Source organism: Serinicoccus chungangensis, from assembly GCF_006337125.1.
GTDB classification, from domain to species: domain Bacteria; phylum Actinomycetota; class Actinomycetes; order Actinomycetales; family Dermatophilaceae; genus Ornithinicoccus; species Ornithinicoccus chungangensis.
Genome location: NZ_CP040887.1, coordinates 2,237,076 through 2,257,598, shown reverse-complemented (window position 1 = coordinate 2,257,598; position 20,523 = coordinate 2,237,076). Strand labels below are relative to the sequence as shown.

Sequence of the window (20,523 nt, the reverse complement as noted above, 5' to 3'; positions counted from 1 at the left end):
GGGCCCAGGCCCGCCCGGGCCCGTGCGCGCCCGGTCTCAGCGCAGGTGCTGCTCCCACCAGGCGAGGATGTGCTCGAAGCGCTGCTGCCGGTGGCGGGGTTGACCGCTGCGGGTGAGCTCGTGGCCCTCGCCCGGGAAGACGAGCAGCTGGGTCGGCACCCCGTTGCGCCGCAGCCGGGCGAACAGCCGCTGGCCCTGCTCCAGCGGGCACCGGAAGTCGCGCTCGGAGTGGATGATGAGCGTCGGCGTGCGGATGTTGTCGGCCCAGGTCAGCGGGGACTGCTCGTGCTGGTGGGCCCCGGCGTACTCGTCGGCGAAGAACCATCCGATGTCGCTGGTGCCGGCGAAGGAGTCCCAGGCGTTGACCGCCCGCTCGCTGATGGCGGCGGTGAACCGGTCGGAGTGCCCGACGAGCCACGTCGTCATGAGCCCGCCGTAGGAGCCGCCCTGCACCCCGACCCGGGACGCGTCGAGCCCTGGCAGGGTCAGCGCGTGGTCGAGGAGGGCGGTGAGGTCGGCGACGTCGACCGTGCCGATCGCCTCCTTGACGGACCGCCCGTGGGTCGCGCCGTAGCCCGAGCCGCCGCGGGGGTTGCCCATCACCACGGCATACCCCGCCCCGGCGAGCACCTGCGCCTCGTCGAAGAGGTTGCCGGAGTACTGCGTGTAGGGACCGCCGTGGATCATGAGGACGACCGGGTGGCCGGCCTTGCGCCGCGGCCTGGAGGTGGGGCGGAAGAGCCAGCCGTGCACCGGGTAGCCGTCGTTCGCCGCTGCCGACAGCTCCTCGGGCTCGATCGGGTCGGCCGCGTCCCGGAGGTGGCGCCCGAAGTCGGTGCGCGGGGTGAGGGTCTCGCCGACCCGCCCCACGAACAGCTCGGAGTACGACGTGCGCGTGCCGGCGACGGCGACCACCAGGTCGCCCCCGGTCGCCAGCGCGGACACCGACACGTGGCCCTCGAGCAGGACGCGGCCCGAGGCGACGTCCCGGACGACGGTGTCGCCGCGGTGCTCGAAGGCCGCGACGACGCTGCCGTCGGCGGTGATGACCGGTGCGCAGGCCAGGTGGTCGGACTCGGCGTCGGTCAGGGCGACGCCCGGACCGTCGAGCCGGCGGAGCACGGCGTTGCGGGCGACGAAGTCCTGCTTCGAGCTCCCCAGCTCGTTCGCCCCGTAGACCGCCGTGCCGTCCGCGCCCACCGTCACGCTGCCGACGCTCCCGGTGCCATCGGTGTGCCGCCGGAAGCTCTTGCCGCGCAGGTCGACCGAGCAGACGTCCCGGACCAGGGTGTCCGCGACCCAGGCGCCCCGCCGGTCGCGCGAGGCGAGGAAGGCCACCCGGGTGCCCCCGTGGATGAAGCGGGGCTCGGTGTCGTCCCCCTGGCCCTGGGTGAGCCGGGTGCTCGGCGGCAGCTCGTCCGCGTCGGGAGCGTCACCGGCCGGCAGGTCCGCCAGGTCCAGCAGGAAGATCGTGCTGGGGCGGTCCAGGACGTACCCCAGGCCGTCGGCGAGGTAGGTGCTGTGGCTGATGAGACGCGGCGCCTCCTGGTCGGGCTTGACGTCGTCGTCGGTGCCGTAGCGGCCCTCCTCCGGGACCCGGGCGGCATACGCCAGGTGGGTGCTCCCGGGCGACCAGTCGAAGCTGCTCACGCCGAGCTTCTGGTCGGTGAGGACCCGGGCGTCGCCGCCGTCCGCGCGCATGACGTGCAGCTGGGCCGGGCCGTCCTCGCCCGCGCGCAGGAAGGCCAGCAGCCGGCCGTCGGGGGAGTAGCGGGGGGAGGAGTCCCGGGTGCTGCTCGTGAGGCGGACCGGCTCCGCGCCCTCCTCGGTCAGGTCCAGACGCCACAGGCTGGTGCGGTAGCGGTTGTCCTCGGTGTCCGGCCGGCTGGCGGCGACGACGACGTCGCCGCCGTCCGGCCGCACGGTGGGGGAGGACAGGGTGCGGATCGCGTTGAGGTCTGAGGGCTTCACGTCCTCGACCCTACGCCGCGGCGCGGGCCGTGCCAGGCCCCGGTGCTCAGCCCGCCGCCGGGTCCCCGCGGCGCTCCAGCACGACCCAGGCCGCGACCGCGTCGTCCCCCGGGCCCGGCTCGCGCGAGACCTCGCGCCACACCGTCGGGTCGACGGCCGGGAAGCGGGTGCGGCCCTCCGGCTCGAGGTCCACCTCGGTGAGGACCAGCCGGCTGGCGTGCTCGATCGTCTGGGCGTAGACCTCTCCTCCGCCGACGACGAAGACCTCGGTGTCGCCGGCGATGAGCAGGGCCTCGGCGAGGGAGTGCGCGACCTGGGCGCCGGGCGCCGACCAGCCGCGTCGCCGGGTGACGACGACCGTCCGGCGCCCGGGCAGGGCCCGGCCGATGGAGTCCCAGGTGCCGCGGCCCATGACGAGGACCCCGCCCATCGTTGTCTCCTTGAAGAAGCGCAGGTCGGAGGGGAGGTGCCAGGGCATGGCGGAGCCGTCGCCGATGACCCCGTTGCGGCCGACCGCCGCCACCAGGGTCAGGGACTGCTCGAAGCCGTGGACCAGCAGCGAGCCGGAGCGACCCTCCCGCAGGGCGTCCAGCGCCAGCCGCTCGTGCGGCACGACGGTGTCGGGCAGGGCCTCCAGCGGCCACCAGCGCAGCTCGGCCGCCCGGTGCGCCTCGGCGACGTGGGGCTCGCCCTCCCACGCGGTGGCGGTGACGAACACGTCGACCCGCTGCTCGACCAGGTCCGGAAGGGCGCAGGTCCGCTGCACGGTCGCGACGTGACGCAGGTCCGCGGCGCGCAGGGTCACCCCCAGCTCCTCGCGCGCCTCACGGACCCCCGCCTGCGGGAACGACTCGCCCGCCTCGACGTGGCCGGCCGCGCCGCACGCCCACCAGCCGTCCATGAAGGGGGTGCCGCGGCGCAGCTGCAGCAGCACCTCGGTGCCCTGCGGCCCCTCGCGCTGCAGGACGACGTAGGTCGCGGGGACCAGTCGCGGGTCGGTGGGGGGCTGCACCGGGCCGTGCGTCATACGGCGATCGGCGCCTTGATCGTGGGGGCGGCGACGTAGTCGCGGACCTCGACGTCCTCGATCTCGAACGCGTCGATCTCGCGGACCTCGGGGTTGAGCCACAGGGTCGGCAGCGGCCCCGGGGTGCGGGTGAGCTGCTCGGCGGCCTGGTCGAGGTGGTTGAGGTAGAGGTGGGCGTCGCCCAGCGTGTGCACGAAGTCCCGGGGCCGCAGGTCGGTGACCTGCGCCACGAGGTGCGTCAGCAGCGCGTAGGAGGCGATGTTGAAGGGCACGCCCAGGAAGGTGTCCGCGCTGCGCTGGTAGAGCTGGCAGGACAGCCAGCCCCGCCGGTCCGGGTCGTCGGCCGCCGCCGGCGCGACGTAGAACTGGAACATCGTGTGGCACGGCGGCAGGGCCATCCGGTCGACGTCGGCGACGTTCCAGGCGCTGACGACGTGTCGCCGCGAGTCCGGACGGGTGCGCAGGCCCTCGACGAGGCGCTGGATCTGGTCGATGGTCCCGCCGTCGGGGGTCGGCCAGGAACGCCACTGGTGGCCGTAGACGGGTCCGAGGTCGCCGTGCTCGTCGGCCCACTCGTCCCAGATGGTGATCCCGCGCTCCTGCAGCCACCGGACGTTGGTGTCGCCGCGCAGGAACCAGATGAGCTCGCCGACGATGGAGCGCAGGTGCAGCTTCTTCGTCGTCAGCGCGGGGAACCCCTCGGTGAGGTCGAAGCGCATCTGGTGCCCGAAGACCGACAGCGTGCCCGTGCCGGTGCGGTCCTCCTTGCGCACCCCCTCGGTGCGGATGCGCTCCAGGAGGTCGAGGTATGCCTGCATGCCGCCCACTCTAGAGGGGCGCACCGACGACGCTCCCGTCATCCTGCGGCGACGAGCACGACGCAGAGCGCGCAGCAGGCCAGGCCGACGCCCTGACCACCGCCGACCCGCTCGCGCAGCAGCGCCGCGGCGAGCAGGACCGTCACGGCGGGGTAGAGGGACGTCAGCACGGCCGCCACGGTCATGAGGCCGGTCTGCGTGGAGAGCAGGAAGCCGAGCGCGGCGAGCGTCGCCAGGACACCCGCGAGGAGTCCGCCGCCGACCTCCACGCCGGAGCGGGGACGCCAGCCCTGGCCCAGCGCGGTCGCGGTGACCACCACGCTGACCGTCCCCACGGCCTGGGCCACCGCCAGCGGCCAGTACCCGGCGCCGTCGGGGACCTGCCCGATGGCGGCGAAGAGGAGGCCGAAGCCCAGGCCGGCGAGCGCGCCGTCGGTGATCCCCGCGGCGACCTGGCGCTGCTCACCCGGTTCGCGGCTCACCAGCCAGATGCCGGGCAGCGCCGCCGCGACACCCCACCAGACCAGCGCGCCGGGGCGTTCGCCGGTCGCCAGCGCGACGACGACCGGCAGCAGGGCCGCGCCCACGGCGGAGACCGGGGCGACCACCCCCATACGTCCACCGGCCAGACCGCGGTAGAGGAAGGCGCCGCCCAGGCCGCTGCCCACGCCGGCCAGCGCCCCCCACGCCAGGTCCGGACCCGAGGGCGACCCCGTCGTCACGACGGCGACGACCACGGCGCCGAGCAGACCGCCGAGGGCGCACATGACGGCCACCGGCCAGGGGGAGCCGCGCCGCGAGGTGACCCCGCCGACGAAGTCGGACAGGCCGTAGGCCACCGCGGCGCCGAGCGCCAGGATCACGCCCACGCCGCATGACCTCCGTCGGCCGGGCGGGTCCGGGCGAGGGTCGGGGGAGGTATGCCGTCACGCACGACCGCGATCACGTCCACACCGTGCAGCGTGGCAGAGGCGACGTGGTGCCAGGAGCACCCCCGGTTCCGGCTACCCTGGGTCGCCATGAGCCACCCCCATCCCGAGCTGACCGCGCCCCCGCCGCTTCCGGACGGGGGCGTCCGCGTCATCCCGCTCGGAGGGCTCGGTGAGGTGGGCCGCAACATGGCCGTCATCGAGCACCGCGGCAAGCTGCTGGTCATCGACTGCGGCGTGCTCTTCCCGGAGGAGCACCACCCCGGCGTCGACCTCATCCTGCCGGACTTCAGCTCCATCGAGGACCGCCTGGACGACATCGTCGCCATCGTGCTGACGCACGGCCACGAGGACCACATCGGCGCGGTCCCCTACCTCCTGCGGCTCAAGCCCGACATCCCGCTCGTCGGCTCCCAGCTGACCCTGGCGCTCATCGAGGCCAAGCTCAAGGAGCACAAGATCACCCCGCTCACGCTCGGCGTGACCGAGGGCGGGCGCGAGCAGCTGGGCCCCTTCGACTGCGAGTTCGTGGCCGTCAACCACTCCATCCCGGACGCCCTGGCCGTGTTCATCCGCACGTCCGGCGGCACGATCCTGCACACCGGCGACTTCAAGATGGACCAGCTGCCGCTGGACGGCCGGATCACCGACCTGCGCGCCTTCGCCCGGCTGGGGGAGGAGGGCGTCGACCTGTTCATGACCGACTCGACCAACGCCCACGTGCCGGGCTTCACGACCCCGGAGCGGCAGATCGCCCCGGCCATCGAGCGGGTCTTCCACAACGCCGCACGCCGCATCATCGTGGCCTGCTTCTCCTCCCACGTGCACCGCGTCCAGCAGGTGCTCGACGCGGCCGAGGAGTCGGGCCGCAAGGTGGCCATGGTCGGGCGCTCGATGATCCGCAACATGGGCATCGCCGCCGACCTGGGCTACCTGCGCATCCCCGACGGCGTGGTCGTCGACCTCAACCGGCTGACCCGGCTGCCCGACGACAAGCAGGTGCTCATCTGCACGGGGTCCCAGGGCGAGCCGATGGCGGCGCTGTCCCGCATGGCCGGCGGCGACCACAAGATCGACGTGGGCGAGGGCGACACCGTGCTGCTCGCCTCCTCCCTCATCCCCGGCAACGAGAACGCCGTCTACCGCGTCATCAACGGCCTGACCCGACGTGGGGCGGACGTCGTCCACAAGGAGAACGCGCTCGTGCACGTCTCCGGCCACGCCAGCGCCGGCGAGCTGCTCTACTGCTACAACATCGTGCGCCCCCGCAACGTGCTCCCCGTGCACGGCGAGTGGCGGCACATGGTCGCCAACGCCGACCTGGCCGTCCAGACCGGCGTGCCGCGCGACAACGTCGTGATCGCCGAGGACGGCGTCGTCGTCGACCTCGTCGACGGGAAGGTCCGCATCGCGGGCGCCGTCGACTGCGGCTACGTCTACGTGGACGGCTCGCTCGTCGGCGCCGCGGACGAGACGATGCTCAAGGACCGTCGGATCCTGCGCGACGAGGGCTTCGTGACGATCATCGTCGTCCGGGACGCCTCGTCCGGGGCGATCGCGGCGGGTCCGGAGATCTCGACGCGAGGCTTCGCCGAGGGTGAGGACGTCTTCGAGCGGGTCCGGCCCAAGCTGGTCGCGGCGCTCGAGGAGGCCCAGCGCACGGGGACCCAGGACAGCTACCAGCTGCAGCAGGTCATCCGGCGCACGGTCGGCTCGTTCGTCGGCAACAAGCTGCGCCGCCGCCCGATGATCATCCCCGTCGTCATCGACGCCTGAGCCGGCACCCGCACCCGCCACCCCCGCCCCGCGCGGGCAGGACCGCTGCCGACGCAGCGGTCCTGCCCGCGTCACGGTGTGGGGGCGCTCAGTCCTCGGGGTGGTCCGGGCGGCCGAGCCGGCGGCGCAGTCGGGCGGCCTCCTCGGCGATCTGGGCCTCGGTGGGCTCGCGGTCCAGCCGCAGCGTGGTCGCGTGGATGGCGACGCCGACGCCCCAGCCCATCATCGGCCAGACCGGCCAGTAGTAGCCCCTGCCGGTGACCAGCCAGATGGCGGTGAGGAGCGTCATGACGATGAGGTACACCGACAGGTGCTGGGCGAACTCCTTGCGCTGCTGCAGGCGCTGCAGGGCGCGCTCGCGCATCTCGGGGTCGAGCTCGGTGTGCGGCCGGTAGGGCTGCAGCGGGAAGCTCCCCCCGACCGGGTCGTGCGGTCCCTGCGGTGGCTGGCTCACCGTTCCAGCGTACTCAGGACGGGGCACGGCCACGAGCCCTGCGCTCCTCGGAGAGCCGCGTGATGTCGGGCACGAGGCAGGCCCCCCAGCCGATCATGACCCAGGCGGGCCAGAAGTGGCCCCCACCGCTCACCGCCCAGACGGCGACGAGCAGGCCGACGAGCGCCGCCGCGCGCGCGACCCGCCGTCGACTGTCGGCCAGGTCGCCCCTGCCGGAGGTGCCGCACCCCGTCCAGCCCGGGGGGACCGGGAACCCGCCGGGCGAGGGCAGGCCGGGTACCTGCGCCCGATCCGCCCGCCCGGGCACCTCCTCCACCCCGCCCGTCCCCGGCCTGGGCAGCGGCGGCGGGGTGTCCGTCGGGCCGGTCCTGTCGAACGGGCTGGTGGGGCCCTGCACCGGGGTGGTCATGGCAGCTCCTCGCTGTGTCGGACGGTATGCCGTCGACGCTAGGCGTCGCGGTGCCCCGGGTGGCATGACACCTGTCAGCGACGTCCTGGGTGGGTCGTCACGAGAGGGTGGTCCGGCCCCCGGTCCGGTGACGGACGGCGTGGGACCCCTGTGGCGACGGTGGCCATTGGGTACCGTGCGACCGTGGCCAAGACTGTGACCTCGACCCGAGCCGGCTCCGGCGGCGCCTCCCGGCGCCCCGCGAGCCGGTCGACGACCACCAAGGGCCGCGGCTCGGCGGCCTCGGGCCGGGGCAAGCCCGCCGCGTCTCGACCGGCCGACGGCCCCTCCCTGCCGGGCCGGGCGCTGCGCGGCATCGCCGGGGTCACCGGGGGCACGGTGCGGGCCATGACCGACACGGCCCACGACCTGGACCCCGAGCACCGCCGTGACGGAGCGGGTTTCGTCCTGCTCGCGCTGGCCCTGGTCGTGGCCCTGCGGGAGTGGTGGGGTCTGGACGGCTACGTCGGCGACGTCATCCACGTCGCCGCGGCGGGCACCTTCGGGCGGGTGGCGCTCGTCCTCCCGGCGGTGCTCCTCTTCTTCGCCGTCCGGCTCTTCCGGGCGCCGGGGGAGCAGCAGGCGACGAACCGGATGAGCATCGGCGTCACCGCCATGCTCGTGGCCGCCAGCGGCATCACCCACCTCGCGACCGGCAACCCGGACTACGCCGAGGGCTCGGCGGTGCTGCAGCGCTCCGGCGGGATCCTGGGCTTCATGGCCTCCTCGATCCCGGCGTCGGCGATCACCGTCACCGGGGCCTACATCGTGCTCACCCTGCTCGGGGTGTTCGGCTTCCTCGTGCTGACGCGCACCCCGGTCCACCGCATCCCCGACCGCATCCGCGAGGTCGAGCAGCAGCTCTTCGACTCCGCCCGTTTCGACGAGGTCGACGCCGACGGCAACCCGGTGCCGCGCCGTCGCCGCGGGGCCGGCGACCTCGACGGCCCGCGCGACGGTGACGTGCCCTTCGACCAGGCCGCGGAGGTCGACCGCGCCGCGAGGCGCAGCCGGCGCACCGCCGCCCGGAAGGCCGCCGCCGAGGACGACAGCACGGGCGAGGTGGCCGCGCCCACGACCGGCAGGTCGGCGGCCAAGGCCGCCCCTCGCCCCGGGTCGAGGACCGCCCCCGCGGCGGACGCCCAGGGCGACTCCACCGACGAGATCCCCGGCCCCCGACCCGGGCAGAAGCGACCTGCCGCCCCCACCGCGGTGGAGAAGGCCAAGGCGGCCAAGACCGAGCTCGAGGCGCCGCCGACCGCCCAGCTGCCGCAGCGCGTGGAGCAGCTGCAGCTCGCGGGGGACGTCACCTACACCCTGCCGGAGTCGGCGCTGCTCAAGCCCGGCACCCCGCACAAGGAGCGCTCGGAGGCCAACGACAAGGTGGTCGAGGCGCTGACGGGCGTGCTCGAGGACTTCAACATCGACGCCCAGGTGACCGACTTCAGCCGGGGGCCGACGGTCACCCGCTACGAGGTCGAGCTCGGGCCCGGGGTCAAGGTCGAGCGGATCACCGCGTTGTCCAAGAACATCGCGTATGCCGTCGCCAGCGCCGACGTCCGCATCCTGTCCCCGATCCCGGGCAAGTCGGCGGTCGGGGTGGAGATCCCCAACGCGGACCGGGAGAACGTCAGCCTCGGCGACGTCCTGCGCAGCCAGACGGCCCGCAACAACACCCACCCGATGGTCATGGGCGTCGGCAAGGACGTCGAGGGCGGCTACGTCATCGCCAACCTCGCCAAGATGCCGCACATGCTCGTCGCCGGCGCCACCGGCTCCGGCAAGTCGAGCTTCGTCAACTCGATGATCACCTCGATCCTCATGCGGTCGACCCCCGACGAGGTGCGCCTCATCCTCGTCGACCCCAAGCGGGTCGAGCTGACGGCGTACGAAGGCATCCCGCACCTCATCACCCCGATCATCACCAGCCCCAAGAAGGCCGCCGAGGCCCTCGCCTGGGTGGTCAAGGAGATGGACCACCGCTACGACGACCTCGCGGCGTTCGGCTACAAGCACATCGACGACTTCAACAAGGCCATCCGGGCCGGCAAGGTCACGCCGCCACCGGGGTCGGAGCGCGTCCTGCAGCCCTACCCCTACCTGCTCGTCGTGGTCGACGAGCTCGCCGACCTCATGATGGTCGCGCCGCGCGACGTCGAGGAGTCGGTGGTGCGCATCACCCAGCTCGCCCGGGCCGCCGGCATCCACCTCGTGCTCGCCACGCAGCGCCCCAGCGTCGACGTGGTCACCGGCCTCATCAAGGCCAACGTGCCGAGCCGGATGGCCTTCGCGACGTCCTCGCTCGCCGACTCCCGGGTCGTGCTGGACCAGCCGGGGGCGGAGAAGCTCATCGGCATGGGCGACGCGCTGTTCCTGCCCATGGGCGCCAGCAAGACGATGCGCGTGCAGGGGTCCTGGGTCACCGAGTCCGAGATCCACGACGTCGTCGCGCACGTCACCGGCCAGCTCAAGCCGAAGTACGTCGAGGAGGTCATCGCCGCTCCGGCCAAGAAGCAGATCGACGAGGACATCGGCGACGACCTCGACCTCCTCCTCCAGGCGACCGAGCAGGTCATCACGACCCAGTTCGGCTCGACCTCGATGCTGCAGCGCAAGCTGCGCGTCGGCTTCGCCAAGGCCGGCCGCCTCATGGACCTCATGGAGAGCCGGGGCATCGTCGGGCCGTCCGAGGGCAGCAAGGCCCGCGACGTGCTCGTCAAGCCGGACGACCTCGAGACCACCCTCGCGCTGCTGCAGGGCCAGGACCCGCCTCGTCCCGAGGTGGAGACCGACAGCGCCCCCTTCGACGCCGACCCGACCGACGTGGCGGACGACGACGAGGAGGTCCCCGGCTCCCCGCTCGGCGACGGCGCACCCGCCCCCGGGCCCCGTCGGGACAGCCGCTACGACGGCGACCCGATCAGCGGCACCTACGTCGAGGACGAGGAGGAGCCCGAGAGCGAGGACGCCTGGTCGCTCACGGGGCGCGACTGACGTGGCCCCCGGGCGCCGGAGCTCGCTGGAGTGGGTGGCCGCCGGCACCCGGCTCTGGGAGGCCACGCTCGAGGCGGTCGAGGACCCCGCGCTGCGGGCGCCCTCGCTCCTGCCGGGCTGGAGCCGGGCACACGTCGTGGCGCACGTCGCGCTCAACGCGCGGGCCCTCGACCACCTCGTGACCTGGGCGCGGACCGGGGTCGAGACGCCGATGTATGCCTCGCCGGAGTCCCGCGACGCCGACATCGAGGAGCTGGCGTCGGCGCCGGCGGAGGACCTGCGGCAGCGCTCCCGCGACGACGCCCGGGTGCTGGCGGAGGGCATGGACCGGCTCGGGCCCGAGCAGTGGCAGGCGCGGGTGCGGGTCCGGCAGGGCACCGCGATCGCCGCCGACACGATCCCCTGGCTGAGGGCGCGGGAGGTCTTCCTGCACGCGCTCGACCTCGGTGCCGCGGCCTCCGACCAGGACCTCCCCGAGGGCTTCGCCCACGCCCTGCTCGGTGACGTCACCCGTCGACGCTCCCGCGTGGAGGGTCACCCGAGCCTGGTCCTGCGCGAGCAGGACGGCGAGGCCCGCTGGGAGGTCGGCCGTCCGGGGCCGGACGCGCCGCAGGTGGTCGGCGACGTCCGCGGGCTCGCCGCCTGGGTGACCGGGCGGTCCGCCACGCTGCCGGTCCGGGTCACCGGCGGTGCGCTGCCGGAGCTGCCCGCCTGGCTCTGAGACGGCCGCTGCCCGGGCCCGTCCCGTCGGCGCCGCCCGCCGCGGGCTCAGGCCCGCGCCACGTCCTCGACGTCCTGCAGCACCCGCAGGACGTTGCCGTGCGTCAGCGCGTCCAGGTCGGCCGAGGACCAGCCTCGGCCCGCGAGCTCGGTGAGCAGGGCGGGGTAGGCCGCGACGTCCTCCAGACCGACGACGACCTGCTCGGTGCCGTCGAAGTCCCCGCCGAGCCCGACGTGCTCGACGCCGGCGACGGCACGCAGGTGGTCCAGGTGGTCGGCCACCTGCTGCAGCGTCGCCACCGGCCGAGGGTGCCGCTCCTCCCAGGACACGGCGAAGCGGGTCATCGAGGGGTGGTCGTTGGGGTCGAGCCCGGCGCCGTGCGCCGCCTCGCGCGCCTCGACCTGCCACCGCCAGCAGGCGGGGGAGACGAACTGCGGCACGAACGTCGCCATGCACACCCCTCCCGCGGAGGCCATCGAGGCCAGCACGTCGTCCGGCACGTTGCGCGGCGAGGGGCACAGGGCTCGGGCGTCGGAGTGGCTGAAGAGCACGGGCGCGGTCGACACCTCCAGCGCGTCGCGCATCGTCGTGGCCGCCACGTGCGAGAGGTCCACGAGCATGCCGAGGCGGTTGAGCTCACCGACCACCTCGCGGCCGAAGCCCGTGAGGCCGCCGTGCTCCGGCTCGTCCGTGGCGCTGTCCGCCCAGGGGGTGTTGTGGTTGTGGGTCAGGGTGAGGTAGCGCACGCCCAGCCGGTGCAGCACCCGCAGCACCCCCAGCGAGGACCCGATCGAGTGCCCGCCCTCGGCGCCCAGCAGCGACGCGACCCGGCCCTGCGCCATCGCCTCGCGCACCTGGGCGGCGGTCGTCGCGAGGGCGAGGTGGTCGGCATACCGCTCCACCAGGCGGTGCACGAGGTCGACCTGCTCGAGCGTGGCCACCACCGCCTGGGCCTCGCCCAGGGAGGACGGGACGTAGACGGACCAGAACTGTCCGCCCACCCCTCCCCGGCGCAGCCGAGGCAGGTCCGTGTGCAGGCCGCGTGCCCCCGTCCCCGAGCGCAGGTCCACCTGCGGGCCGTCCTCGGCCCCGACCAGCTCGCGCAGCGCCCAGGGCAGGTCGTTGTGGCCGTCGACGACCAGGTGCCGACCGGTCCCGGACCGGGGGTGCGTGTGCTGCTCCATGGGCACATCTGACCACGCGGGACCACCGACCCGGGACGGGAGGTGTGGCGTGGACGCCGCGGCAACGGGAGGGCGCACCTACACTCGAGGGATGCTCGAGTCCACGCGTAGCGTCGCCGTCGTCACCCTGGGGTGCACCCGCAACGAGGTGGACTCCGAGGAGCTGGCGGGGCGGCTGGCGGCCGAGGGCTGGACCCTCGTCGAGGACGCCGCGGACGCCGACGTGGCGGTGGTCAACACCTGCGGCTTCGTGGAGCAGGCCAAGAAGGACTCGATCGACGCCCTCCTCGAGGCCAACGACCTCAAGCGCACCGGCCGCACCCAGAAGGTCGTCGCGGTCGGGTGCATGGCCGAGCGCTACGGCGAGCAGCTCGCCGCGGAGCTGCCGGAGGCGGACGCGGTGCTGGGCTTCGACTCCTACGGGGACATGTCCCAGCACCTGCGCACCATCCTCGGGGGCGGCAGCGTGCCCTCGCACGTCCCGGCCGACCGTCGCCGGCTGCTGCCCATCTCGCCCAGCGCCCGGCGCACCTCCAGCACGGGGGTGGCCCTGCCCGGCCACCAGCAGTCGCGGGAGGCGTCGACCCTCACCGAGGGGGAGCGGGCCCCCCTCGAGCAGGTGGCGCCGGCCACCGGGCCCCGGGTCGTCCGCGCCCGCCTGGACGGTCGGCCGTGGGCGCCGCTGAAGATCGCCTCGGGCTGCGACCGGCGGTGCGCGTTCTGCGCGATCCCCATGTTCCGCGGTGCCTTCGTGTCCCGGACGCCGGAGGAGATCCTCGCCGAGGCGACCTGGCTGGGGGAGCGGGGGGTCAAGGAGGTGTTCCTCGTCAGCGAGAACACCACGTCCTACGGCAAGGACCTCGGTGACCTGCGGCTCGTCGACGCGCTGCTGCCCGAGCTGACCCGGGTGCCGGGCATCGAGCGGGTCCGGGTGTCCTACCTGCAGCCGGCCGAGATCCGCCCCGACCTGCTGGACGCCATGGCCGGCACCCCCGGCGTGGTGCCCTACTTCGACATCTCCTTCCAGCACGCCTCCGGCCCGCTGCTGCGCCGCATGCGCCGCTTCGGCGACCGCGAGTCCTTCCTCGGGCTGCTCGACCAGGTGCGCTCCCGCGTCCCCGACGCCGGGATCCGGACCAACGTCATCGTCGGCTTCCCGGGGGAGACCGAGGAGGACCTCGCCGAGCTGACCGACTTCCTCGGGGCGGCGCGCCTCGACGTGGTCGGTGTCTTCGGCTACTCCGACGAGGACGGCACCGAGGCGGAGGGGTATGCCGACAAGGTCCCCGAGCACGTGATCCGCGAGCGCGTGGAGCAGGTCGCCGCGCTCGTCGAGGAGCTGACCGCCCAGCGGGCCGCCGAGCGGGTCGGGACGCACGTGGAGGTGCTCGTCGAGGCGGTCGAGGACGACGACGAGGAGCCGCGGCTCGTCGGGCGGGCCGGGCAGCAGGGCCCGGACGTCGACGGCGTGACCTACCTCGTCGACGAGGACGGCCGGATGCCGGACCTCGCGCCGGGTGCGGTCGTCACGGCGCGGGTGGTGGACACCGAGGGCGTGGATCTGGTGGCATGTCCCATCGCGTCCCCCGGCAGCGAGGAGCCCGGCCGATGATCGGCCCGCACGACCCCGACGGACCCGACCTGGCGACGGCCGCGGTCCCGCCGCGGGTGTCCTCCTGGAACCTGCCCAACGCCCTCACCGTCCTGCGCATCGCGCTGGTCCCGCTCTTCGGCTGGTTGCTGCTCAGCGGGGGCGGCGACGACCCGGGGCTGCGGTGGTGGGCGCTCGCCGTCTTCCTCGTGGCCATCGGCACGGACTGGGTGGACGGGCACCTCGCCCGCAAGCAGGGGCTCATCACGGCGTTCGGCAAGCTCATGGACCCGATCGCCGACAAGGCGCTCATCGGCACCGCCCTCGTCGGCCTCTCCCTCCTGGCCCTCCTGCCCTGGTGGGTCACCGTCGTCATCCTCGTGCGCGAGGTCGGCATCACCCTCATGCGCTTCGTCGTCATCCGGCGCGGGGTCATCCCGGCGAGCAAGGGTGGCAAGCTCAAGACGGTGCTCCAGGCTGTCGGCATCGCGGTGCTCGTCGCGCCGGTCGCCGGCTGGTTCCACGAGCTCGGCGTCTGGGTGATGTATGCCGCGACCCTCGTCACGGTCGTGACCGGCGTCGACTACGTCCGCCAGGCCCTGGCGCCGGCGGGCAGGCCACCGGCCGCCGGGTCATGACCGCGCCCGCGGACCCGTCGGGGGCCTCGGTGCTCGTGGCGGCCCTCGTCGCCCGCGCGGAGTTCGTCGTCACCGCCGAGTCGCTGACCGGCGGGCTGGTGTGCGCCGCGCTGACCGACGTGCCGGGCGCCAGCGGTGCGGTGCGCGGGTCGGTCGTCGCCTACGCGTCCGCGCTCAAGGAGCAGGTGCTGGGGGTCGGGTCCGCGGTGCTGGCGGGGCCGGGTGCGGTGTCACGGGAGTGCGCCGAGGCGATGGCCCTCGGCGGCGCACGGGTCCTGCAGGCCGACTGGTGCGTCTCGACCACCGGCGTGGCCGGGCCGGGACCGAGCGAGGGCACCCCCGCCGGCACGGTGCACGTGGCCGTCGCCCGTCGGGAACAGGTGGTGGGCCACCGGATGTTGTCCCTTCATGGTGACCGTGACCACATCAGGAAGGCGACCGTGAGCGCTGCGCTCGACCTGCTGCAGGACTGCCTGACACGAGGTGTGTCGGGTGGGCGAGGTACGGTAGAGGCACGAGGTGCCGCCACGGCACCCGAGCCACCCCTGGGGCAGGCACGGGTCGACGCCACGGCACCGGGAACGGCTGGCGACGCGAGAGGTGAGGAGGGATGACCATGGTGCTCCTGCGACGCGAGCTCGGGGATGCCCTCCGCGAGACGCGACAGACGCAGGGTCGGACCCTGCGCGAGGTGAGCGCCTCGGCGTCCTGCTCCCTGGGCTACCTCTCCGAGATCGAGCGCGGGGAGAAGGAGGCCAGCTCCGAGCTCCTGGCCTCGATCTGCCGCGCGCTGGACGTGCCGCTGTCCCAGATGCTGTCCACGGTCGCCGACCGGGTGAGTCTCACCGAGACCGCCGAGACGCAGATGACGACAGTCCTCACCGAGGGTCTGGCGCAGCCGATCGACCCCCGCCGCGTCGGTCGCCGCGACTCCGTGGTCTCCGCCGCCTGAGCGCTCGCGGCACGCGTCGCCGATGCACCTCGACATCGACCACGAGCCCGGCCGGGTGCGGTTCACCCTGACGCCGGGTGCCGGCGAGCCCGTGACACGCCAGGGTGGGCTGGCCCGGCATACCGCGTCGTTCGCGGTCACCGTCGCACCGCGCAGCGTGCACCCGGACCTGCTCGTCCTGTCCGCCGTGCTGTGCGCCCGACCCTGGATCCGCCGCCAGACGCCGGTGACCTCCACCCTGGCGGGCAGCCCTGCCCTCGCCGAGGCCCTGCGTTCCGGGCCCGGGCTGCGGCTGGGGTCGGTCGACCCCGCCCTGTCCCCCCGGTCCAGGCCGGAGGCAGGGGTGCCCGGCCTGTGCTTCAGCGGCGGGACCGACAGCGTCGCCACGCTCGCCGTGATGCCCGAGACCACCCGCTCCTACCACCTGCTCCGACGGGCGCCCGAGGGCGAGCGCCGGGCCACGATGTTCGACACCCGCGCCGCGCAGGAGTCCTGCGACGTCGTCCGGCGGCACGGACGACGCATCGACGTCGTCGGCAGCGACGTGGAGTACCTGCGCGAGTCCATGGGCTTCCCGCACGACTTCACCACCGCGGTCCCGCTCCTGCTGCACGCGGACCGCGACCAGCTGGACGTCGTCGCCTGGGGCGCCCCCCTGGAGGCGACCTACCGGCTGCAGCGCGGTCACTACCGTGACGTCGCCGACTCACCCTTCGTCGCCGAGTGGGGCCCGGTCTTCGCGGCCGTCGGGCTCCCGGTGTGCCTGCCCATCGCCGGTGTCTCCGAGCTGGTGACGAGCCGGATCGTCCACACCCACGCGCTGGGGACGGCGGCGCAGTCGTGCGTGCGCGGCCCCCGGCTGGGCTCGCCCTGCGGCCGCTGCGCGAAGTGTGCCCGCAAGACCCTGCTCGCGGGTGCCGTGACCGGCCGGTGGCCCTCGGCGTCCGCGCTGGAGCGCCAGTGGCGCGGCGCCGAGCCGCGGGCGCACCTGCTCGCCGACCCGATCAAGGTGGAGCCGGTCGTCGCCCACGCCGTCCACCGCTACCTCGCCGACGGCGGCGACAGCGCGCTGCTGCGCCTGGTCGCCGCCAAGGTCGGCCCGGACCCGCTGACGTGGCTGCCCCGCTCCTTCGACCCGGCGCTGGAGCTGGTCCCGGAGCCCTACCGGCACGACGTCGCGGACTGGCTGCACCGCGTCGCCCCACCGATGAGCCCCGCCGAGGAGCAGGCGGTCCGCGACTACGACGTCCGGGACGAGGACCGGGCGGCGGCGCAGCAGGCCCTGGTCGACTGGTTCGAGGCCCACCCGCCGCAGGAGCGGTGGTCGCGGATGCGGGGGCGGGTGCGCCGGGAGGCGCGGGCCCGGGTGCGGCGGGCTCGCGACGCGGTCCGCCGCCTCCGCCCCGGCACCCGCGCCTGAGGGGGAGGCGCGGACGGGCACGGGTGGCCGCGGCCGTCCGGGGTGAGGGTCAGTAGGTCGGTCGCCGCCCGTGGCCGAGGGGTGACTGCGGGCGCCCGTCGTCGGTCGGCGCGCGACCGCCCTGGCAGCGGGGGCAGGAGAACATCACGCGCTCCTGGGGCTGGCGGCCGATCGGCGCGAGCCGGATGGTCGTCCCGCAGCGCTTGCAGGGCAGGCCCATGCGTCCGTGCACCCAGGCGTCGTCCTCGTTGACGTCAGCCCGGCCGGTGATGGTCGTCCGGCCGGCCCGGCAGCTGACCACCAGCAGGCGACGGGCTAGGGCGAGCAGCTCGCACACCTGCTCCTCGGCCAGCTCACCCACCGGGGTCCACGGGTTGATGCCGAGCAGGAAGAGCGGCTCGGCGGTGAAGATCGTGCCCATCCCCGCCACGTTGCGCTGGTCGAGGCACGCCTCGGTGATGGTCCGCGTGGGGTCCGAGCGCACGTTGGTCAGCGCGAGCTCGGCGTCGTAGGCCGGGTCCAGCAGGTCGGGACCGAGGTGGCCGACCACGCGGTGCTCCTCGCTGGTGCGGACCAGCTCAAGCATCCCGAGGGAGTCCCCGACGGCGACCCGGCGCCCGGTCCACACCAGGATCCGCACGGTATGCCGTCGCGCCAGCGCGTGCCGGCGCGCCACCGGGTGGACCCGCCAGGACCCCTCCATCCGCAGGTGGCTGTGCACGGTGACGTCACCCTCGACCCGGTGCAGCAGGTGCTTGCCGCGCGGCACGACCTCGAGGGTGCGCCGTCCGGAGAGGTCGGCCGTGGCGTGGGCGGGGACCCGCACGTCGGACCCCTCGAGGACCTCGCCGGCCAGGGCCGTGTGCAGGCGTCGGGCCGTCCGCCAGACCGCGTCCCCCTCAGGCATCGACGAACCCCAGCCCGAGCGACGTGCCGATGCTGATGACCGCGGCCGCCGGGCGGTGGGACCCCACGGACAGGGCGGCGGCCGCTCCGTCGTTGACCAGCAGGTCGACCTCGACCGGCCGACCCAGCCGGGTCGACAGCGCGTCGGCGAGGACGCCGCGGGGGTCCTCGTCGGTACGGGCGAGGGTGCCGTAGGTCTCGTCCTCGTCCAGCCGGCCGTCCACCACGTAGTTGGCGACGGCGACGCGGACCGGCAGCCTGCCCCTCGCGTGCTCGGCCGGGAGCGCCCGCCGCGACGCGTCGGCCACGAGGTCCAGCACGGCGGCGGGGGTCGGCCAGGTGCTCGTGTCGAAGGGCCTCCAGGGCACCGCGACCCTCACGGTGGGCCCGAGCGTGCCGTGGCGGACGGGGGCAGCCTTGATGCTGGAGTGACCCAGGTCCAGGACGAGGGCGACGTCGTCGCCCAGGCCGGTCGCGAGCCCCCGGAGGGGGGCCCGTGCCGGGTCGACCGCCACCTCCGCCCCGTGTACCCGCAGCCGCGGGTCGTCGGAGGCCCGTGACCCCAGCTCACCGGCGACGACGCCGCCGCACAGCACGACACGGCAGGCGGCCTCCCAGCGGGCCCAGTCCGCCTCGGCCCACTCGGCGCGGGCCTGGCGGTCGGTGGCGGTAGGGGTGTGGAGGGTCCCCAGCAGGTGCGCCAGCGCGTCGACCCACGCCTCCGCGACCCCCTGGGCCCACGCCTCACCGGCGGTGAGGGCACGGTCCAGCTCGAGCAGCGGCGCGTCTGCCACCGGCACGTCGGCCTCGGACGCCGCGGCCACGACGGTCGCGGACAGCCCGGTGGCGCCGAGCACCCGTCCCGCCGGCCGACCGTGCCACGGCGCGCCCGGGCGCAGCAGCACCGTCCGGTTCAGACCCGTGCGCCGGGTGATGTCGGGTGCCCTCACCCGGACAGTGTCCCCTCCGCCGTGGCGGACTGCACGTGGGCCGGCTCGCCGAGGTGCAGTCGCCCACCCACCCAGTCCTCCCGGAGCCACCGGTCGTGGCTGGCGACGACCACCGCCCCCGGATAGGTGGGCAGCGCCAGCTCGAGCTCGGAGACCAGCAGCAGGGACAGGTGGTTGGTCGGCTCGTCCAGCAGCAGCAGGTCCGGCGGGTCCGCGAGGACCACGGCCAGGTCGAGGCGCCGCCGCTGACCGACCGACAGCTCGGCCACCGGTCGGTCGAGGTCGCGGTCGGCGAGGAGCCCGAAGCCGGCCAGCGGTCGCCGGGCGGCCAGCTCGCGACCGACCGCCCGTGCGTACGCCGCACGGGCCGTCTCACCGGTCAGCCGCGGCACGGGCTCCTGGGCGAGGAGGCCGACGCCGAGGCCGGGCGCCCGGACCACCCGGCCGGAGGCCGGGGGCAGCGTCCCGGCCAGGAGGGCGAGCAGCGTGGACTTGCCCGCACCGTTCGCGCCGGTGACCAGCAGCCGCCCGTGGGCCGGCACGACCAGGGACAGGGGTGCGAGCCGTCCGTGGACGCCCGCACCCGCGACCCGCAACACCGGCTCGTCGCCGGTGCGTCCGGCCGCAGCACCCGCCGGTGCTCCCAGACCGCGGAAGCGCAGGAGCGCGGGCGGGCGGCGCACCTGCTGGCGCTCGAGGCGCTCGAGCGCGGTGCTCGCGTCGTTGACCCGCCGGGCCACCACCCTGGCGTTGCGGTCGGCGTAGAACTTCCTGCTCGCGCGGGCCTCGGTGCGGGGGCCACGGTCGGCGTGGCCGACCGTGTGGTCGTCGGCGACCTTGCGCCGCAGCCGCGCCAGCTCGGCCTGCTCGTCCCGGTGCCGCCGCACCCAGCGCCGCCGGTCCTCCCGGCGCTGCTGCAGGTATGCCGTGTAGCTCCCGGTGTAGCGCGTCAGGCCGTACCCGGACCCCGGCGAGTCGTCGTCGGCGACGATCCGGGCCTGCGGCAGGGGTGTCGGGTCGAGGTCCAGCACGGTGGTGGCCACCTCGTCGAGGAAAGCCCGGTCGTGGCTGGCCAGCAGCACCGGCCCGGACCAGGAGCGGAGCAGGTCGGCGAGCAGCGCGGTGCCGGCGTCGTCGAGGTGGTTGGTCGGCTCGTCGAGCAGCAGGGTGTCCGGCGAGCGCAGCAGCGTCCAGGCGAGCGAGAGCCGCGAGAGCTGACCACCGGACAGCTCTCCGGCGCGTCGGCCGCGGTGCAGGGAGTCCAGCCCCAGGCCGTCGACGACCTGGTCGGCGCGGTGCTCGACGTCCCAGGCGGCGTGCCGGCGGGCGTCCTCGATCGCCGCGTCGAGCGCAGCACCGGCGCCGGGCTCCGCACGGGCCAGCGCCGCGGCCGCGTGCTCGACCCGGTCGGCCAGTCGGCGGACCGCGGCGACGGCGTCCTCCAGCACCTCGACCACGGTGAGCCCGAGGTCGAAGGGCACCTCCTGGTGGTGCAGGCCCACGGTGCCGGGCGCCTGGACCTGGCCGGCGTCCGGTGCGGTCAGTCCGGCCACGATCCGCAGCAGCGTCGACTTGCCGGAGCCGTTCTCGCCGATGAGGCAGGCCCGTCCGCCGGAGGGCACGACGAGCGACACGTCGGTCAGCACCCGACGGGTGGGGAAGGACTTGGACACCCCGTCCACCCGGAGGTGGAGCGGGCCGGCGGCGTCGCCGGACGGCAGGTGAGAGGTGACGGACATGGGTC

18 protein-coding genes are annotated in these 20,523 nt (G+C 74.6%); 8 read left to right on the top strand and 10 right to left on the bottom strand.

All coding sequences use genetic code 11. From position 1 onward, the window contains the following. Positions 1 to 36: 36 nt before the first annotated feature. From FHD63_RS10270 to FHD63_RS10255, 4 genes are read right to left on the bottom strand one after another with little or no spacing between them, the layout of a single operon-like run. Positions 37 to 1,971 (bottom strand): S9 family peptidase, encoded by a 1,935-nt coding sequence (locus FHD63_RS10270; protein WP_139721980.1) that lies wholly within the window; start codon positions 1,969 to 1,971, stop codon positions 37 to 39. 46 nt (positions 1,972 to 2,017) lie between these two features. Beyond that, positions 2,018 to 2,983 carry a dihydrofolate reductase gene (locus tag FHD63_RS10265; RefSeq protein WP_238705619.1) on the bottom strand — a complete coding sequence of 322 codons (966 nt, stop codon included), beginning with the start codon at positions 2,981 to 2,983 and terminating at the stop codon, positions 2,018 to 2,020. Between the two features lie 11 nt (positions 2,984 to 2,994). Further along, the gene (locus tag FHD63_RS10260; RefSeq protein ID WP_139721978.1) at positions 2,995 to 3,816 is read right to left on the bottom strand and encodes a thymidylate synthase; all 822 of its coding nucleotides are present in this window, start codon (positions 3,814 to 3,816) and stop codon (positions 2,995 to 2,997) included. A gap of 38 nt (positions 3,817 to 3,854) precedes the next feature. After that, on the bottom strand, positions 3,855 to 4,685 hold the full coding sequence (locus FHD63_RS10255; RefSeq protein WP_139721977.1) for a DMT family transporter: 831 nt from the start codon (positions 4,683 to 4,685) through the stop codon (positions 3,855 to 3,857). A 150-nt stretch (positions 4,686 to 4,835) separates the two neighbouring features. On the opposite strand from FHD63_RS10255, the gene FHD63_RS10250 reads away from it, so the two are divergent. Further along, a complete protein-coding gene (locus FHD63_RS10250) occupies positions 4,836 to 6,521 on the top strand; it encodes a ribonuclease J (protein ID WP_139721976.1) in 1,686 nt (561 codons plus the stop codon). Positions 6,522 to 6,609: 88 nt separating this feature from the next. Here the strand turns inward: FHD63_RS10250 and FHD63_RS10245 are convergent, their stop codons facing one another. Both FHD63_RS10245 and FHD63_RS10240 read right to left on the bottom strand, forming a co-directional pair. Further along, positions 6,610 to 6,975, bottom strand: a complete 366-nt coding sequence (locus FHD63_RS10245; protein WP_139721975.1) for a 2TM domain-containing protein — start codon at positions 6,973 to 6,975, stop codon at positions 6,610 to 6,612. Positions 6,976 to 6,988: 13 nt separating this feature from the next. Continuing rightward, on the bottom strand, positions 6,989 to 7,384 hold the full coding sequence (locus FHD63_RS10240) for a 2TM domain-containing protein (RefSeq protein ID WP_139721974.1): 396 nt from the start codon (positions 7,382 to 7,384) through the stop codon (positions 6,989 to 6,991). Positions 7,385 to 7,771: 387 nt separating this feature from the next. Here FHD63_RS10240 and FHD63_RS10235 point away from each other — a divergent pair, with 387 nt between their 5' ends. Together FHD63_RS10235 and FHD63_RS10230 are read left to right on the top strand one after the other, a co-directional pair. Beyond that, positions 7,772 to 10,417 (top strand): FtsK/SpoIIIE family DNA translocase, encoded by a 2,646-nt coding sequence (locus FHD63_RS10235; RefSeq protein ID WP_174964978.1) that lies wholly within the window; start codon positions 7,772 to 7,774, stop codon positions 10,415 to 10,417. Position 10,418: 1 nt separating this feature from the next. Then, entirely contained in the window at positions 10,419 to 11,138 is a 720-nt protein-coding gene (locus FHD63_RS10230; RefSeq protein WP_139721972.1) for a maleylpyruvate isomerase family mycothiol-dependent enzyme, read from the top strand. Between the two features lie 47 nt (positions 11,139 to 11,185). On the opposite strand, the gene FHD63_RS10225 is transcribed toward FHD63_RS10230, so the two are convergent. After that, on the bottom strand, positions 11,186 to 12,322 hold the full coding sequence (locus FHD63_RS10225) for a dipeptidase (RefSeq protein ID WP_139721971.1): 1,137 nt from the start codon (positions 12,320 to 12,322) through the stop codon (positions 11,186 to 11,188). A 91-nt stretch (positions 12,323 to 12,413) separates the two neighbouring features. Between FHD63_RS10225 and rimO the strand changes: the two genes are divergently transcribed. The 5 genes from rimO to FHD63_RS10200 are packed head-to-tail and all read left to right on the top strand — an operon-like array spanning position 12,414 to position 16,923. Further along, complete coding sequence (gene rimO, locus FHD63_RS10220; protein ID WP_139721970.1) at positions 12,414 to 13,934, top strand: 30S ribosomal protein S12 methylthiotransferase RimO; 1,521 nt, start codon at positions 12,414 to 12,416, stop codon at positions 13,932 to 13,934. After that, positions 13,931 to 14,551 (top strand): CDP-diacylglycerol--glycerol-3-phosphate 3-phosphatidyltransferase, encoded by a 621-nt coding sequence (gene pgsA, locus FHD63_RS10215; protein WP_139721969.1) that lies wholly within the window; start codon positions 13,931 to 13,933, stop codon positions 14,549 to 14,551. The genes rimO and pgsA overlap by 4 nt, the downstream gene beginning before the upstream one ends. Continuing rightward, positions 14,548 to 15,165 (top strand): CinA family protein, encoded by a 618-nt coding sequence (locus FHD63_RS10210; RefSeq protein WP_139721968.1) that lies wholly within the window; start codon positions 14,548 to 14,550, stop codon positions 15,163 to 15,165. The genes pgsA and FHD63_RS10210 overlap by 4 nt, the downstream gene beginning before the upstream one ends. Before the next feature lie 2 nt (positions 15,166 to 15,167). Then, positions 15,168 to 15,503, top strand: coding sequence for a helix-turn-helix domain-containing protein (locus FHD63_RS10205; RefSeq protein ID WP_130013149.1), 336 nt, complete (start codon positions 15,168 to 15,170; stop codon positions 15,501 to 15,503). Between the two features lie 22 nt (positions 15,504 to 15,525). Beyond that, positions 15,526 to 16,923: a DUF6395 domain-containing protein gene (locus FHD63_RS10200; RefSeq protein ID WP_139721967.1), complete on the top strand. Its 1,398-nt coding sequence runs from the start codon at positions 15,526 to 15,528 to the stop codon at positions 16,921 to 16,923. 49 nt (positions 16,924 to 16,972) lie between these two features. On the opposite strand, the gene FHD63_RS10195 is transcribed toward FHD63_RS10200, so the two are convergent. Genes FHD63_RS10195 through FHD63_RS10185 form a run of 3 tightly spaced genes read right to left on the bottom strand, consistent with a single transcriptional unit; the run spans position 16,973 to position 20,518 of the window. Beyond that, complete coding sequence (locus FHD63_RS10195) at positions 16,973 to 17,830, bottom strand: DNA-formamidopyrimidine glycosylase family protein (protein WP_139721966.1); 858 nt, start codon at positions 17,828 to 17,830, stop codon at positions 16,973 to 16,975. Beyond that, positions 17,823 to 18,779 (bottom strand): ROK family protein, encoded by a 957-nt coding sequence (locus FHD63_RS10190; RefSeq protein ID WP_139721965.1) that lies wholly within the window; start codon positions 18,777 to 18,779, stop codon positions 17,823 to 17,825. The genes FHD63_RS10195 and FHD63_RS10190 overlap by 8 nt, the downstream gene beginning before the upstream one ends. After that, positions 18,776 to 20,518 (bottom strand): ATP-binding cassette domain-containing protein, encoded by a 1,743-nt coding sequence (locus FHD63_RS10185; RefSeq protein ID WP_139721964.1) that lies wholly within the window; start codon positions 20,516 to 20,518, stop codon positions 18,776 to 18,778. The genes FHD63_RS10190 and FHD63_RS10185 overlap by 4 nt, the downstream gene beginning before the upstream one ends. Positions 20,519 to 20,523: the final 5 nt, after the last annotated feature.